This is a genomic window from Acidovorax sp., assembly GCF_046339755.1.
GTDB lineage: Bacteria > Pseudomonadota > Gammaproteobacteria > Burkholderiales > Burkholderiaceae_C > Acidovorax.
In genome coordinates, this window is sequence record NZ_JBKDTZ010000041.1 from 1 (window position 1) to 15,010 (window position 15,010).

Genomic DNA, 15,010 nt, shown 5'->3' on the forward strand with positions numbered 1-15,010 from the left:
TCCCCCGACACCTTCGAGCGCCCCATCTACGCGGGCAACGCCATTGCCACCGTGCAGAGCCAGGACGCCACCAAGGTCATCACCGTGCGCACCACGGGCTTTGACCCGGCAGCAGCCACTGGTGGCAGCGCAGCCACCGAAGCCGCCACCGCTACGGCGGATGCTGGCAAGAGCAGCTTCGTGGGCAGCGAGATCGCCAAGAGCGACCGCCCGGAACTCACCGCTGCCAAGATCATCGTCTCCGGTGGCCGGGCCTTGGGCAGCAAGGAAAAGTTCGACGAAGTGATGACCCCGCTGGCCGACAAGCTCGGTGCTGCCCTGGGCGCCAGCCGCGCCGCGGTGGATGCCGGGTACGCCCCGAACGACTGGCAAGTGGGCCAGACGGGCAAGATCGTGGCGCCGCAGCTGTATGTGGCGGCCGGGATCTCCGGGGCCATCCAGCATCTGGCGGGCATGAAGGACTCCAAGGTGATCGTGGCGATCAACAAGGACCCGGAGGCGCCGATCTTCAGTGTGGCCGACTATGGGCTGGAGGCGGATCTGTTCACGGCCGTGCCGGAGCTGGTCAAGGCGCTGTAAGGCGGCCTGACGGCACCAACCTGCCAGACAAAGGCATCGCTTGCGGTGCCTTTTTTTTGAGAATTTTCCCGGAGACATCCATGAGCTACACCGCCCCCGTCAAGGACATGCTGTTCGACATCAAGCACCTGGCCAACATCGAACAGATCGCACAGATTCCCGGCTTTGAAGACGCGGGCCTCGATACTGCCCAGGCCGTGCTCGAAGAGTGCGCCAAGTTCAATGAGGGCGTGCTGGCTCCGCTGAATTTCGAGGGTGACAAGAACCCCTCGAGCTGGAAGGACGGCGTGGTCACCACCACCCCGGGCTTCAAGGATGCCTTTCGCCAGTACGGCGAAGGCGGCTGGCAGGGCCTGCAGCACCCGGCCGACTTCGGTGGCCAGGGCCTGCCCAAGACCATTGGCGCCGCCTGCATCGAGATGTGCAACAGTGCCAACATGAGCTTCGCGCTGTGCCCGCTGCTCACCGATGGCGCCATCGAGGCGCTGCTCACGGCCGGCAGCGACGAGCTCAAGGCCACCTACCTTGAAAAGCTGGTGACCGGCGAGTGGACCGGCACCATGAACCTCACCGAGCCCCAGGCCGGCTCCGACCTGGCCTTGGTGCGCACGCGCGCCGAGCCCCAGGCCGACGGCAGCTACAAGGTTTTCGGCACCAAGATCTTCATCACCTATGGCGAGCACGACATGGCCGCCAACATCGTGCACCTGGTGCTGGCCCGGGTGCAGGGCGCGCCCGAGGGCGTCAAGGGCATCAGCCTGTTTGTCGTGCCCAAGTTCATGGTCAATACCGACGGCAGCCTGGGCGCACGCAACGATGCGCACTGCGTGAGCATCGAGCACAAGCTGGGTATCAAGGCCAGCCCCACGGCCGTGCTGCAGTTCGGTGACCACGGCGGTGCCGTGGGCTACCTGGTGGGCGAGGAGAACCGCGGCCTGGAATACATGTTCATCATGATGAACGCCGCGCGCTACGCCGTGGGCGTGCAGGGCATCGCCGTGGCCGAGCGCGCCTACCAGAAGGCCGTGGGCTATGCCAAGGACCGCGTGCAAAGCCGCCCTGTGGACGGCTCCATCGCCGCCAGCGCACCCATCATCCACCACCCCGATGTGCGCCGCATGCTCATGACCATGCGCGCCTACACCGAAGGCTGCCGCGCCATGGCCACCGTGGCTGCCGCCGCGTACGACGCCGCGCACCACCATCCCGATGCCGAGGCGCGCAAGCAAAATGCCGCGTTCTATGAATTCATGGTGCCCTTGGTCAAGGGCTACAGCACCGAGATGAGCCTGGAAGTCACCAGCCTGGGCGTGCAGGTGCACGGCGGCATGGGCTTCATCGAGGAAACCGGTGCCGCCCAGTACTACCGCGACGCCAAGATCCTCACCATCTACGAAGGCACGACCGCCATCCAGGCCAATGACCTCGTGGGCCGCAAGACCGCGCGCGACGGCGGCCAGACCGCCAAGGGCATTGCCGCGCAGATCGAGAAGACCGAAGCCGAGCTGCTGGCCAACGGCAGCCCCGCCGCCAAGGCCGTGGCCCGCCGCCTCAGCGCCGCGCGCCAGGCTTTTCTGGACGTGGTCGGCTTTGTGGCCGGTGGCACCAAGAGCTCGCCCAACGCCGTGTTCGCCGGCAGCGTGCCCTACCTCATGCTCGCAGGCAACCTGGTGGCCGGCTGGCAACTGGCGCGCAGCCTGCTGGTGGCGCAGGAGCTGTTGCACAAGGGACAGGACGCAGCCTTCATGCAGGCAAAAATCACCACGGCGCAGTTCTATGCCGAGCACATCCTGGTCAAGGCACCGGGCCTGCGCGACAGCATCGTCGAAGGTGCGAACAGCGTGACGGAGCTGGCGCTCGACGCATTCTGAGCACCAGGGGGAGACAGACCGGGCCGGCGCATTGCGCGCGCGCCCGGTGCCCCATGAGAACCTGATTTATCCATCCATCCTTTCAACCCGGAACCCACCTGCCATGTCCAAGCTGCCCCCCGCCTTGCAGAACCTCTCGCTGCCCGTCATCGGCTCGCCGCTGTTCATCATCAGCAACCCCAAGCTCGTGATCGAGCAGTGCAAGGCCGGCGTGGTGGGTTCCATGCCGGCGCTCAACGCGCGTCCCGCCGAGCTGCTGGATGAATGGCTTGCCGAGATCACCGAGACGCTGGCCGCCTACAACAAGGCCAACCCCGACAAGCCGGCCGCGCCCTTTGCCATCAACCAGATCGTGCACAAGAGCAACGACCGCCTGGAGCACGACATGCAGGTCTGCGCCAAGTACAAGGTGCCGATCATCATCACCAGCCTGGGCGCGCGCGAGGACGTGAACCAGGCCGTGCACGCCTGGGGCGGCGTGGTGCTGCACGACATCATCAACAACAAGTTCGCGCACAAGGCCATCGAGAAGGGCGCCGACGGCCTGATCGCCGTGGCCGCCGGTGCCGGCGGCCATGCGGGCGTGAAGAGCCCGTTCGCGCTGATCCAGGAGATCCGCCAGTGGTTCGACGGTCCCATCGCATTGAGCGGCGCCATCGCCAGCGGCGATGCGGTGCTGGCGGCCCAGGCCATGGGGGCCGACTTCGGCTACATCGGCTCGGCCTTCATCGCCACGCACGAAGCGCGCGCCAGCGACGAGTACAAGCAGGCCATCGTCGCCGGCACGTCCGACGACATCGTCTACAGCAACCTGTTCACCGGCGTGCACGGCAACTACCTGTCCCCGTCGATCCGCGCCGCCGGCATGGACCCCGACAACCTGCCCGAATCCGACCCGAGCAAGATGAACTTCGGCGGCGACGCCAAGAAGGCCTGGAAGGACATCTGGGGCTGCGGCCAGGGCATTGGCGCCATCGACGCCGTGACCAGCACCGCCGAACTCGTGGCACGCCTGCGCCGCGAGTACCAGGCCGCCCGTGTCCGCCTGGCCCTCTGATTTCGGCCCGGAACCCCTGCCGCCCGGGCTTGCCCGGGCTTTTTCTTTCTGGGCGCCCCAGGTCGCCCGCGCCCGGCAAACGGTCCTGAGCGCAAATTTCTGTAACAAGCGACAATCAGGGGTTTTTGCCCGCATCGGCGGGCGGGTCTTTCCATTCCGTTCCTTCCGTCTCCCATGCCTTCCGCCACCTCCCGCATGCCCCTGATCGATATGGTCAAAGGGCTGGCCTGCGCCGCCATCGTCTGCCACCACCTGGCCTTCTACGGGCCCATGTCCGACATTGCCCAGCCGCTGGCGCCGCTGCTGATGGCCTGGCTCTACGACTATGGCCGCATGGCCGTGCAGGTGTTCCTGGTGCTGGGCGGCTACCTGGCCGCCGCCAGCCTGGCGCCCCAGGGCGTGGCGCGCTTCGACAGCGCCGGCGCGGCGATCACCCGGCGTTTCGTGCGCCTGGTCGTGCCCTATGCGGTGGCGCTGCTGCTCGCGGTGCTGGTGGCGGCACTGGTGCGCCCGTGGATGGACCACCACTCCGTGCCCGATGAGCCGACCCTCGCACAGCTGATCGCCAATGCCCTGCTGCTGCAGGACATCGTGGGCGAGGACGCCCTCTCGGCCGGCGTCTGGTACGTGGCCATCGACTTCCAATTGTTCGCGCTCAGCGTGTTCGTCTGGGCCGGCGTGCGCTCGCTGCCCGGCAACTGGGCGCGCCGCCACGGGCCCGTGATCGGCCGAGGCCTGCTGGTGGCCCTCACGGCCGCATCGCTGTGGGTGTTCAACCGCGACAGCACGCTCGACATGTGGGGCTGGTACTTCTTCGGCTCCTACGGCCTGGGCATGGTGGCCTATTGGGCCGTGAAGTCCCCACGCCCCGCCGGCTGGCTGGCCCTCATGCTGGCCCTGGGCGGCGTGGCGCTGGCCCTGGAGTTCCGCGGCCGCATCGCACTGGCGCTCGCTACCGCCATGCTGCTGGTGGCCGCCCTGCGCTCGGCACCACTGCGCCAGTGGCCGGGCGTGGCGCCGCTGGTCCGGCTGGGCCAGATGTCGTACTCGGTCTTCCTCGTGCACTTCGCCGTGTGCCTGCTGGTCAACGCCGTTGTCGGCCACCTGGTCCCCGAGGCGCCGCTGGTCAACGCGCTGGGCATGGTGTTGGCCTTTGCTCTGTCGCTGATGGCGGGGCGGCAGCTCTACGAGCGCGTAGAGCGCCATGTGCCCACCTGGTCCATGGCGCTGCGCTGGCAGGCCGGGTTGGTCGGTGCGGGCATGCTGGTCGCAATCAGCAGCCACTGGGCATAGCATTCGGACCATTCCCCTGGAGCGCTGCGGGCCCTGCAACCCAGGGCGCCTGCAAGGTTCAAACCGGCGGCAAGCCCTCGCGCCGCTTGCGCTGCTTGTCCAGGAACCAGGCCATGAAGGGCAGCAGCAGCATCGAGCCAGGAATCACCCAGATGAACAGGTAGGGGCTGACCGACGAGGCCGAGCGCATCACGTCGCGCAGTTGCTCGCGCTCCTCGGCGGTCCAGTTGCCCTCGCGGCGCTGCTTCATGAGCCAGGCCACCGAGCCCTTCATGGTCGCCATCTCGCGCTTGAGGCGGCTCTTTTCGCGGCTGTTGCCGGCCAGGAAGGAGCAGAACCATTCGGGCGCGCGCTCCATCCGCTGCTGGAAAGCGGTGGTGGAATCCGGGTCGAACGCGGGCGCTGCCGGCAGGGCCGTTGCCGTGGCGTTCGGTTCATCGGGCAGGTGCGGGGGCGCGGTCATGGGCACCGATTGTCGCTGTTCGCCCCTCGGGCCGCAAAGCACTGTTGCAATTTGCAGCCGTCCACGTCACTCAAAAAGCGTCTCGACACCATCACGGCGCATGAAACCGGCGCGCCCCAGGCCAGTGCCCCCGCGCAAGGGCCGCCCCGCCGCGCTGGGGGCGTCCCCCTCAGGGGGATGACGCGAAGCGGCTCAGGGGGAGCTTTGTTTCAGCGGTGCAGTTCGCCCGCCGCTTCCGGTTGGTACAGGATGGCCTTCACACGCACCGTCATCGGCTTGCCGCCCGGGCCGGGCCAGACCAGCGCATCGCCCACCGCCAGGCCCAGCAGGGCGCTGCCCACGGGCGCGAAGATCGACAGGCGGTCCGCGCTGCCGTCCATGTCGCGTGGGTAGACCAGGGTCAGGCAGAACTCCTTGCCCGTCTCTTCGATGGCGAACTGCACCGTGGAGTTCATGGTCACCACATGCGGCGGGATCTCCTCGGGCGCCACCACCTCGGCGCGGTCGATCTCGGCCTGCAGATCGGCCTTGCCCGGGAAGACGCTGGCCGGAATGGCGGCCAGCAGGGCCTCGATGCGGTCAACGTCCAGGGACGACAGGATGATCTGGGGCTTGCGCGCCATGGCGGTACCTCACTCAGTGGTGGTTGCAAAGCGCGGGACTATAGGCCGGAACGCCGGCATTCCCCGCAATCTCGCACTGCGCCGTGCGGGCTTAGGGCGCCCTAGTCTCCCGTGATGTTGCGCGCCTTGATCAGCGCGCCGAAGCGCTTGCTGTCGCTCATCGCCCGGTCGTGAAACTCCTTGGGCGACATGGCCGCGGGCTCGCCGCCCAGGGCCGCAATGCGCTCCAGCACGGCGGGCGTGGCCAGGATCTTGTTGATCTCGCGGTTGAGCTTGGTCACCACCTCGGCCGGTGTGCCGGCGGGCGCATAGAAGCCGAACAGCGTATCGGCGTCGAAGCCCTTCAAACCCATCTCGTCCAGCGTGGGCACGTCCGGGAACTGCGGCGAGCGCTTGGTGCTGCCCACGGCCAGCAGGCGCAGCTTGCCGGCTTTCACGTGCTGCAGGCCGATGCCGGGGTCGAACATGAAGTCCACCTGCCCGCCCAGCAGGTCCTGCATGGCCGGTGCCGCGCCGCGGTAGGGCACGTGCACGGCGAACACATTGGCCTGGCTCTTGAGCATCTCGGCGGCCAGGTGGGGCGAGCTGCCGTTGCCCGGCGTGCCGAAGCTCACCTTGCCCGGGTTGGCCTTGAGGTAGGCCAGGAACTCCTTGACGTTGTTCACCGGCAGCGTGGGCCGCACCTCCAGGAACACCAGCACCCGCGCCGCAGCGGCCACGGGCACCAGGTCCTTCACCGGATCGAACGGCATCTTGGGGTAGATGTGCGGGTTCACCGAGACCATGCCGCCCGAGCTCATGAGCAGGGTGTAGCCATCGGCCGGCGACTTCGCCACCGCCTCGCCACCGATGTTGCCACCCGCGCCGCCGCGGTTCTCCACCACCACGGGCTGGCCCAGCGCGGTTTGCAGCGGCACCGTCACGGCCCGCGCAATCTGGTCGGCCGCGCCGCCCGCCGGGAAGTTCACCACCACCTTGATGGGCTTGGCAGGGTAGGCCTGGGCCAGTGCACCTGCCGGCAGCAGGGCGGTGCCCGCGAGGGCCGCGAGGGCGAGGGCACCGGCCAGGCGGCGGCGGGTGGTTGGGGAATCGGTCTTGTGCGTTGTCTTCATGCTCATGTCTCCAAAAATCGAGTGCCCGGTGGTCCGGGTCTTTCACGGGATGGGCGGGTGCCTCAGGCGACGTCGATCTCCACCAGGATGGGGCGGGGGTGCGCCAGCGCATCGCGCAGCACCTGGTGCAGTTGCGCGGCATCGGCCACATGCACGGCATCGCAGCCCTGGCCGCGCGCCAGCGCCAGGAAATCCAGGTCCGGCAGGTCCGTGCCTTCGAGCTTGTCGTCGGGCGCAAAGCCGAAGGTCGGCGCAAACTCCTGCAGCGCCGCATAGCGCCGGTTCTTGAGGATGATGAAGGTGATGGGCAACTGCAGCTGCGCCGCGCTCCACAGCGCCTGGATGGAATACATCGCCGAGCCATCGCCCAGCAGGCCGATGACCTTGGCCTCGGGCCGCGCCAGGGCCACACCCACGGCCGCCGGCATGGCATAGCCCAGGCCGCCGCTGCACATGGTGTAGAAGGTCTCGCTGTGCAGGATGGGCAAGTAGGCATGCATGGCGGCGCGCGAGCTCGGCGCCTCTTCCACCACGACGGACAGCGCGTCGCGCACCTCCGCCAGGGTCTGCATCACGTAGTGCACGCTCATCAGCGCCGAGGGCTCGGCACGCGGGCGTGCGGCGCGCGGCGGCGGGGCAGGGCGCTTGCGCGGTGCCGGGCGGGCCAGCAGGTCCTGCACGCCCAGGCGCACGCCACCCACGGCCGACGTGCCCTCGGGCGTCCACGCCGCCGTGCCCGGGTCTTCGATCAACTGCACCAGTTGCGCACCGGGCGGCACATGCGGGCCATGGCCCTCCACGTGGTAGGTGAAGGCCGCAGCCCCCAGCGCGAACACCAGGTCGTGCCCGCTGAGCAAGGACACGATCTTCTCGCGCATGGCCGGCAGCAGGCCCATGAAGAGCCGGTGGTCCTGCGGAAAGCCGCAACGCCCCGACATGGGCGCTATCCACACCGCCGCGTTGTGCCGCTCGGCCAGGGCCACCACATCGTCCCAGGCGCCATCGCGGTCTGCAGCCGCACCCACCACGAACACCGGGCGCTCGGCCGCGTCCAGCGCGTCGCCGATAGCGTCGAGGACACGCGGCTCGGGCCGGCTCTCGGTGCTCACGGTGCGCGCCGCCAGCGGCTCGCAGGGCTTGCTCCAGTCGTCGGCCGGTATGGACACCAGCACCGGCCCGCGCGGCTGCTGCATGGCGATGTAGTAGGCGCGGGCAATGGCCAGCGGCACATCCTCGGCGCGCGCAGGCTCGATGCTCCACTTCACATAGGGCTTGGGCAGCTCCGTGGCCTGGCCCGAGAACAGGAAGGGGTCGAACGGCAGGATGGACCGCGCCTGCTGCCCGGCCGTGATCACCATGGGCGTGCGGTTCTTGTGCGCCGTGAAGATGTTGCCCATGGCATGGCCCACGCCCGCTGCCGAATGCAGGTTCACGAAGGCCGCGTTGTGCGTGGCCTGGGCATAGCCGTCGGCCATGCCCACCACCACCGCCTCCTGCAGGCCCAGCACGTAGCGGAAGTCCTGCGGAAAGTCGAGGAACAGCGGCAGCTCGGTCGAACCCGGGTTTCCGAAGATGGTGTCGATGCCGAAGCCGCGCAGCAGGTCGAGCACGACCTCGCGCACGGTGGGGCGCAGGTCGGTGGAAGAGGGGGCGGCATCGGTGGCGCGGGGCGCAGTGGCCTGGAGCATGGGAAGAGGGCGGTGCAGAGGATGGAAAGCACCGATCTTCGGGGACGGCAGACTATCCATCAATACAATGAAGTGACTAAGCGGTATTCGCCCAATGCATATCAAGGACATCGACCTCAACCTGCTGCGCCTGTTCGATGCGGTCTACCGCACGCGCAGCGTGAGCCGCGCGGCCGAGCTGATGGACCTGACCCAGCCGGCCGCCAGCCAGGCCCTCACGCGGCTGCGGCTGCTCATCAAGGACCCGCTCTTCGTGCGCGCGGGCGGCGGCGTGCAGCCCACGCCCCGCGCCGACCGCCTGGCCGACGCCGTGCGCAGCGCCCTGGGCACGCTCGAAGAAGCGCTCAACGAGTCGACCCTGTTCGACCCGCTGCAGTCGCGCAAGGTGTTCCGCATCCACATGAGCGACATCGGCGAGGGCCGCTTCCTGCCCGATCTGATGCTCGCTCTGCGCCAGCAGGCCCCCGGCGTGCGGCTGGAGACCCTGCCCGTGCCGGTGGAGCAGATCGCGCCGCTGCTCGACAGCGGCCGCATCGACTTCGCCTTCGGCTTCCTGCCCGCCGTGCGCGACACGCAGCGCGTGCAGTTGCTGCGCGACCGCTACATCGTGCTGCTGCGCGAAGGCCACCCCTTTGCCAAGCGCCGGCGCAGCGGCGCGGCCCTGCTCGACGATTTGCGCCAGCTCGAATTCGTCGCCGTGCGCTCGCACTCGGACACGCTGCGCATCCTGGCGCTGCTGCAGCTCGAAGACCGGTTGCGCCTGACCACCGAACACTTCATGGTGCTGCCCTCCATCGTGCGCGGCACCGACCTGGCCGTGGTCATGCCGCGCAACATCGCCCACGGCTTTGCCGCGGCCGGCGGCTACACCCTCATCGAGCCCGCGCTGCCGCTGCGCGACTTCACCGTGTCGCTGCACTGGAGCAAACGCTTCGAGGCCGACCCTGGCAACCAGTGGCTGCGCGCAGTGATCGAGGGCCTGTGCAAAGAGTAGGGCCGCCAAGGCGGGCGTTAGACTGGCATGCGCATTCGGAGTACATGGTGACGACAACCCTTCCCCCAAGAACCTTCGGCCTGGCCGCCCACCGCCTGCACCGCTCCACCGCCGACGGCGGCTTGGCACAATGGGCCGCTGCATCGCATTCGGCGCTGAAAGAGCTGCAACTCGGTGTCGCCGCCGTGGGTGGCTGCGCCGACGCCATCGAACAACATGCCCTGGCCAGCCACTTCCCGCACCTCCTGCGACTGCCCTATGGCCGCGAGGGCGGCGTGATGCGCGTGGTCTCGCGCATCGCAGGTGGCGTGCATGCCGAGCCGGAACTGGCCGGCGCCATCTACCTGCTGGACCCGCTCGATCCCTCTTCGCTGTACCCCGAGGCCCAGGCCCTCAAGCGCCAGTGCATCTCGCACGGCAAGCCCCTGCTGCTCACCGTGGCCGCCGCCGTCGAATGGGTGGCTGTGGAGGCTGCCTTGCAGGCCGGAACCTCGCTGCGCCAGCGCCCGCCGGCCATGGTGCCTTCCATCGACCAGCAGTCCGTCGCGCTGATTGCGCACGATGCCTTGAAGTCCGCCATGGTGGACTTCGCCTTCCGCCACTTCGACCTGCTATCGCAGACGAAGGAGCGCTTTGCCACCGGCACCACGGGCGGCCGGCTCAACGAGATGGCCTGGTCCCGCGGCTGGCCGCGCGACCTGCCCTGGGTGCAGCCCCTGCGCAGCGGCCCGCTGGGCGGCGAGGCGCAGATCGCCGAGCTCGTGCTCGACAAACGCTGCGACAAGGTCCTGTTCTTCGAAGATGTGCACGTCGCGCGCCAGCACGAGGCCGACATCCAGCTGCTCGAGCGCGCCGTCTGCACCCAGAGCTTCGAAGCCGCCTGCTACCACACACCGGCCATGGCCGACGCCTGGGCGACAGCCTGGGCGTAGCCCTCACCAGCCGAGCGTGGCGAACAGGTCCACCACGCCGCGCAGGTCGCGCACGGTGGCATCGGGCCGGTAGTCGGGCAGCAGCCGGCGCCCCGTGCCCCGGTCCACCCAGATGCAGCGAAAACCCACATCGCGCGCGGCTGCGTGGTCCAGGTGCGGGCTCGCGCAGATGTGCACCACCTCGGCTGGCTGCACACCCAGCAGCGCGTGCGCATGGTCGAAGAGCCGGCGGTCCGGCTTGTAGGCACCGGCCTGCTGGGCCGTGACCACGCGGTCGATCAGCCCGCCGAGCTGGGCCACGTTGCCGGCAATGATGTCGTCGTCGGTGTTGGACACGATGGCCAGGCGGTGGCCCGCGGCCTTGAGTGCGCGCAGGGCCTCCACCACCTCGGGGAAGGGCGGCATGGTGCCGATGCGCCCCGCGAGCAGCCCGGCATCACCGGGCGATTCGGGCAGGCCCAGTTCCGCCAGGGTGCGCTGCAGCGCCTCGCCCGATACCTCGCGGAAGCTGCGGTGCGGCACGGTCTGCTCCAACGCATGCTCGTGCCGGTCGTACACCGCAATGAGGGCTTCGGGCGGGGTGCCCGCCACCCCCTTGCGCGCCAGCAGTTCGCGCACGGCGTCCTGCAGCCCCTCATCCCACTGGATGAGGGTGCCGTAGCAGTCGAAGGTCAGCCACAAGGGGCGGGGAGTGTGTTGCAAAGGCATGGTTCGGCTCGCATGGTTTGGTGAAGGTGCGTAGCATGCGCAAGGCTTGTGATATTGGAAAATTAAATGTTCAAATCGATGCCAGTGGACTTGTGAATATGGGAGAACCATGATGCTGGACCTGGAACTGTTGAAAACCCTGGTGTGCGTTGTCGAGGAAGGCAGCTTCACGCGCGGGGCCGAGCGCGTGCACCGCACCCAGTCCACCGTGAGCCAGCAGATCGCCAAGCTCGAAGAGCGAGTGGGACACGCGCTGCTGCAGCGCGACCGCAGCGGCAAGCAGGCGCTGCCCACCGAGCAGGGCGAACTGCTGGCGCACTACGCCCGCCGCCTGCTGGCCATGGCGCAGGAGGCCGAGGAAGCACTGGCCGCCACGCCCGGCGCGGTGGCCTTGCGCCTGGGTGTGCCCGAGGACTTCGACGCCCGGCGCATGTCCGCCATGCTCGCGGGCTTCAACGCAGACCATCCCAGGGCACGCCTGGAAACCGTGAGCGGCATGAGCAGCGACCTGCAGCGCCGCCTGGCCCAGGGCGAGATCGACCTGGCGCTGGTGAAGCGCGAACCCCGCAGCGGCGACTGCATTGCCGCCTGGCCCGAGCGCCTGGTCTGGGCGGCCGGCGCGGACTTTGCGCCGGACGCCGATGGCGCCGTGCCCCTGGTGCTGTTCCCCGCGGGCTGCATCTACCGCCTGCGCGCCGTGCGCCAGCTCGAAAAGGCCGGCCGCCCCTGGCGCCAGGCCTTTGGCAGCCAGAGCCTGACCTCCGTACAGGCAGCGGTGGCGGCCGGCCTGGGCATCAGCGTGCTGCCGCGCACGGCGCTGCTGGCAGAACAACACCGCACCCTGGGCCGCGCGGCCGGCTTCGGGCCCCTGCCTGCCAGCGAGCTGGCACTGGTGGCCGGCGGCCCGCGCGGCATGCCCATGGGCCGGGGTTTGCAGCAACTGGCCGACTATCTGGTGGCGCAACTGGGCAAGCGGCGCTGAGCCAGGCCCGGCGGTCAGGCGCTTGTAAAGGGCAAGCGGCAGCTGTCAAAAAACTGTATATTTATACTGGGTATCCACTTAGCTCCAGTGATGCCAAAATCACTGGATGGAAACCCAGATACTAGCGCCTTCTCCCGGCCAGGACTACCCCCGCACCTGGAACGAGTTTCTTGACTGGTTTGCCACCGAGGAGGCGTGTTTGGCCTTCCTTGAGCGGCTGCGCTGGCCCGATGGTTTTGTCTGTCCGCGCTGCACCCATGCAGGTGATGTGTACCGGGCCAGTCGCACCCGCCTGGTGTGCAGGGCATGCCAGTACCAAGGCTCGGTGACCTCGGGGACCATTTTCGACAAGACGCGCACGCCACTGCGGGTGTGGCTTGCTGCCGCGTGGTACCTGACCAACCAAAAGCAGGGCGTGAGCGCTCTGGGGCTGCAGCGCGTTCTGGGTCTGGGCAGCTACCAGACCGCCTGGACCATGCTGCACCGGTTTCGACGCGCCATGGTTCGCCCAGGCAGAGACCGGCTCAAGGGCCTTGTCGAGGTCGATGAGACGTACCTGGCGATCACCGACCGCAAAGACCCGATAACCGCCACCGGACGCAAAAGCAGTACTACCAAGGTGCTGGTGGCCATGGCCGTCGAGATCATTCAGCCCAAGGGATTTGGGCGCATTCGGCTGCGCCGCATTGAGCGCGATTGGGCCGCCTGCGTCATTCCCTTCGTGCAGGAGGTGATAGAGCCTGGAGCGCAGGTGCGCACAGATGGCTCGGCTGCCTATCGGGCCTTGAAAGAGCTGGGATATGACCACCAACGCACCGTCATGCTTGGCTCAGGCGTACCCGCCCATGTGTCCATGGCAGGAGTGCATCGGGCGGCCTCCTTGGTACAGCGCTGGGTGTTGGGAACACACCATGGATCGGTGCAACCCGAGCACCTGGACGCTTATCTCGATGAGTTCGTGTTTCGCTTCAACCGGCGCACCTCCAACTCACGAGGCATGCTGTTTTATCGCTTGCTGCAACAGGCTGTGGTGACGCCACCGGTCACTTACTCCGATGTGGTGGGGCACAAGACAGCAGACGTGCAATCGGGTACCATTGCTGGATGAAAACACAGTATCTGGAGTACCGCTGGAGCTAAGTGGATACCCCTTATATTTGTACAGCCATGAAGCCCAAGCCGCCTCCGCGACCCGACGATGACGACGACAACGCCCCCCAGGTGATGCAGGAGGTGCGCGTCCCGCTGCAGGCCGTGCGCGGCCGGGGTGCGGCCACGGCGCTGGCGCACCGCTTCGTGCGCGACACGCGCGAGGCGGTGGACGATGGGTGGAGCGATGCCCATGTCGAAGAGGGCGACGAACCACCCCTGCCGCCGGTGACCCGCGTGCACCTGGAGACGGCCAAAAGCGCCCTCTGCGCCAACGACTCGCCCGATATTTTTTTCGAGCTGTCGGTCAACCCCTACCGGGGCTGCGAGCACGGTTGTGTCTACTGCTATGCACGGCCCACGCACAGCTACCTCAACATGTCCCCGGGGCTCGACTTCGAGACCCAGATCGTCGCCAAGCACAACATCGCCCAACTGCTGCGCGACGAGCTGGGCCGGACGAGCCACGTGCCCCGGCTCATCAACATCGGCTCGGCCACCGACTGCTATCAGCCCGTGGAGCGCGAGTTGAAACTCACGCGCGGCCTGATCGAGGTGATGCGCGACATGCGCCACCCGTTCTCCATCATCACCAAGTCCGCCGGGGTGGAGCGCGACCTCGCCCTGCTTGGCCCCCTGGCCGCGCAGCACCTGACAGCCGTGTACGTGACCATCACCACGCTCGACGCCACCCTGGCGCGCCGCATGGAGCCGCGCGCCGCAGCGCCCCACCGGCGCCTGTGCACCATCCGCACCCTGGCCGAGGCCGGCATCCCCGTGGGCGTGAGCGTCGCGCCGCAGATCCCCTTCATCACCGAAGACATGGAGCAGGTGCTGCAGGCCGCGCACGAGGCCGGCGCGACCAGTGCCTTCTACACCCTGCTGCGACTGCCCTGGGAGCTGGACCCGCTGTTCCGCGAGTGGCTGGAGCTGCACTACCCGCAGCGTGCTGCGCGTGTGATGGCGCGGGTGCAGGATCTGCACAACCTCGATCCTGCGCAGCGGGCTGCGGGCAAGGTGTATGCGAGTGACTTTGCCACGCGGATGAAGGGGACGGGGTTGTGGGCGGATCTGGTGCGGCAGCGGTTTGCGGCTGCCTGCCGCAAGTTGGGTCTCAATCGGAAGCGGACGGAGTTGGATTTGACGCAGTACCGGGCGGGGTTTGCCCGGAACCAGGGGGGCCTGTTTTAGATTTGCTGGCTGTGGTGGCTTCTGTTCTTTTTTGAGGGTGGGAGCCGGGATGTGCGCCCGGCAGCGCACCCACCTTCTTTTGCGTCGCTGTATGGACCGGACACATGGTGGACAGGTGTGCGAGGACATGGTGGACACCTGTGGTCGTATTGGCCCCAGGAGACAAGACCATGCCCTGGAGCACCCGAGACACCATGAGCCTTCGCGAAGAATTCATCACCCTGGCATGCCAGGAGGGCGCCAACCGGCGCGAGCTATGTCGCCGCTTTGGCATCAGCCCCCAGACGGGCTACAAGTGGCTGGCCCGCTTTGCTCAGCTGGGCTCCCTTGGTTTGGCTGACGTCTCCCGCCGCCCGTTGCACAGCCCC

The 15,010-nt window shown here is 67.9% G+C and carries 15 protein-coding genes; 10 read left to right on the forward strand and 5 right to left on the reverse strand.

The genetic code is table 11. The features are described from left to right. The 4 genes from ACK59X_RS03420 to ACK59X_RS03435 all read left to right on the forward strand — a co-directional run. The coding region (locus ACK59X_RS03420) for an electron transfer flavoprotein subunit alpha/FixB family protein (RefSeq protein WP_409955191.1) at window positions 1-579 on the forward strand (579 nt) is incomplete at its 5' end. An 80-nt stretch (window positions 580-659) separates the two neighbouring features. After that, entirely contained in the window at window positions 660-2,450 is a 1,791-nt protein-coding gene (locus ACK59X_RS03425) for an acyl-CoA dehydrogenase (protein WP_409955192.1), read from the forward strand. 103 nt (window positions 2,451-2,553) lie between these two features. Then, window positions 2,554-3,507 (forward strand): NAD(P)H-dependent flavin oxidoreductase, encoded by a 954-nt coding sequence (locus ACK59X_RS03430; RefSeq protein WP_409955194.1) that lies wholly within the window; start codon window positions 2,554-2,556, stop codon window positions 3,505-3,507. A gap of 174 nt (window positions 3,508-3,681) precedes the next feature. Then, a complete protein-coding gene (locus ACK59X_RS03435) occupies window positions 3,682-4,800 on the forward strand; it encodes an acyltransferase family protein (RefSeq protein ID WP_409955195.1) in 1,119 nt (372 codons plus the stop codon). A 58-nt stretch (window positions 4,801-4,858) separates the two neighbouring features. Here ACK59X_RS03435 and ACK59X_RS03440 read toward each other — a convergent pair whose 3' ends face one another. From ACK59X_RS03440 to mdlC, 4 genes are all read right to left on the reverse strand, one after another. Continuing rightward, window positions 4,859-5,263: a hypothetical protein gene (locus ACK59X_RS03440; RefSeq protein ID WP_409955197.1), complete on the reverse strand. Its 405-nt coding sequence runs from the start codon at window positions 5,261-5,263 to the stop codon at window positions 4,859-4,861. A 209-nt stretch (window positions 5,264-5,472) separates the two neighbouring features. Then, complete coding sequence (gene rnk, locus ACK59X_RS03445) at window positions 5,473-5,886, reverse strand: nucleoside diphosphate kinase regulator (protein ID WP_179684095.1); 414 nt, start codon at window positions 5,884-5,886, stop codon at window positions 5,473-5,475. Window positions 5,887-5,987: 101 nt separating this feature from the next. Then, window positions 5,988-6,998, reverse strand: a complete 1,011-nt coding sequence (locus ACK59X_RS03450; RefSeq protein ID WP_409955199.1) for a Bug family tripartite tricarboxylate transporter substrate binding protein — start codon at window positions 6,996-6,998, stop codon at window positions 5,988-5,990. A 62-nt stretch (window positions 6,999-7,060) separates the two neighbouring features. After that, window positions 7,061-8,686, reverse strand: coding sequence for a benzoylformate decarboxylase (mdlC, locus tag ACK59X_RS03455; protein ID WP_409955201.1), 1,626 nt, complete (start codon window positions 8,684-8,686; stop codon window positions 7,061-7,063). Between the two features lie 94 nt (window positions 8,687-8,780). Between mdlC and ACK59X_RS03460 the strand changes: the two genes are divergently transcribed. Continuing rightward, the gene (locus tag ACK59X_RS03460) at window positions 8,781-9,680 is read left to right on the forward strand and encodes a LysR family transcriptional regulator (protein WP_409955203.1); all 900 of its coding nucleotides are present in this window, start codon (window positions 8,781-8,783) and stop codon (window positions 9,678-9,680) included. Between the two features lie 44 nt (window positions 9,681-9,724). Next, complete coding sequence (locus ACK59X_RS03465) at window positions 9,725-10,612, forward strand: methylglyoxal synthase (RefSeq protein ID WP_409955205.1); 888 nt, start codon at window positions 9,725-9,727, stop codon at window positions 10,610-10,612. Between the two features lie 3 nt (window positions 10,613-10,615). Here the strand turns inward: ACK59X_RS03465 and ACK59X_RS03470 are convergent, their stop codons facing one another. Next, on the reverse strand, window positions 10,616-11,320 hold the full coding sequence (locus ACK59X_RS03470) for a haloacid dehalogenase type II (protein ID WP_409955206.1): 705 nt from the start codon (window positions 11,318-11,320) through the stop codon (window positions 10,616-10,618). Window positions 11,321-11,432: 112 nt separating this feature from the next. On the opposite strand from ACK59X_RS03470, the gene ACK59X_RS03475 reads away from it, so the two are divergent. The 4 genes from ACK59X_RS03475 to ACK59X_RS03490 all read left to right on the forward strand — a co-directional run. Continuing rightward, entirely contained in the window at window positions 11,433-12,302 is an 870-nt protein-coding gene (locus ACK59X_RS03475) for a LysR substrate-binding domain-containing protein (protein ID WP_409955208.1), read from the forward strand. Between the two features lie 106 nt (window positions 12,303-12,408). Continuing rightward, window positions 12,409-13,410, forward strand: coding sequence for an IS1595 family transposase (locus ACK59X_RS03480; protein ID WP_409955210.1), 1,002 nt, complete (start codon window positions 12,409-12,411; stop codon window positions 13,408-13,410). 116 nt (window positions 13,411-13,526) lie between these two features. Then, complete coding sequence (locus ACK59X_RS03485) at window positions 13,527-14,642, forward strand: PA0069 family radical SAM protein (protein ID WP_409955213.1); 1,116 nt, start codon at window positions 13,527-13,529, stop codon at window positions 14,640-14,642. Between the two features lie 170 nt (window positions 14,643-14,812). Beyond that, window positions 14,813-15,010: helix-turn-helix domain-containing protein (locus ACK59X_RS03490; RefSeq protein WP_409955211.1), on the forward strand; the 198-nt coding region annotated here is incomplete at its 3' end.

What these genes read in the sequence shown, in the direction of transcription:
- ACK59X_RS03465 (WP_409955205.1), top strand. Translation starts at nt 9,725, where the DNA reads ATGGTGACGACAACCCTTCCCCCAAGAACCTTCGGCCTGGCCGCCCAC.
- ACK59X_RS03480 (WP_409955210.1), top strand. Translation starts at nt 12,409, where the DNA reads ATGGAAACCCAGATACTAGCGCCTTCTCCCGGCCAGGACTACCCCCGC.
- ACK59X_RS03440 (WP_409955197.1), bottom strand. Translation starts at nt 5,263, where the DNA reads ATGACCGCGCCCCCGCACCTGCCCGATGAACCGAACGCCACGGCAACG.
- ACK59X_RS03485 (WP_409955213.1), top strand. Translation starts at nt 13,527, where the DNA reads ATGCAGGAGGTGCGCGTCCCGCTGCAGGCCGTGCGCGGCCGGGGTGCG.
- ACK59X_RS03435 (WP_409955195.1), top strand. Translation starts at nt 3,682, where the DNA reads ATGCCTTCCGCCACCTCCCGCATGCCCCTGATCGATATGGTCAAAGGG.
- ACK59X_RS03450 (WP_409955199.1), bottom strand. Translation starts at nt 6,998, where the DNA reads ATGAAGACAACGCACAAGACCGATTCCCCAACCACCCGCCGCCGCCTG.
- ACK59X_RS03425 (WP_409955192.1), top strand. Translation starts at nt 660, where the DNA reads ATGAGCTACACCGCCCCCGTCAAGGACATGCTGTTCGACATCAAGCAC.
- ACK59X_RS03470 (WP_409955206.1), bottom strand. Translation starts at nt 11,320, where the DNA reads ATGCCTTTGCAACACACTCCCCGCCCCTTGTGGCTGACCTTCGACTGC.
- ACK59X_RS03475 (WP_409955208.1), top strand. Translation starts at nt 11,433, where the DNA reads ATGCTGGACCTGGAACTGTTGAAAACCCTGGTGTGCGTTGTCGAGGAA.
- ACK59X_RS03430 (WP_409955194.1), top strand. Translation starts at nt 2,554, where the DNA reads ATGTCCAAGCTGCCCCCCGCCTTGCAGAACCTCTCGCTGCCCGTCATC.
- ACK59X_RS03460 (WP_409955203.1), top strand. Translation starts at nt 8,781, where the DNA reads ATGCATATCAAGGACATCGACCTCAACCTGCTGCGCCTGTTCGATGCG.
- rnk (WP_179684095.1), bottom strand. Translation starts at nt 5,886, where the DNA reads ATGGCGCGCAAGCCCCAGATCATCCTGTCGTCCCTGGACGTTGACCGC.
- mdlC (WP_409955201.1), bottom strand. Translation starts at nt 8,686, where the DNA reads ATGCTCCAGGCCACTGCGCCCCGCGCCACCGATGCCGCCCCCTCTTCC.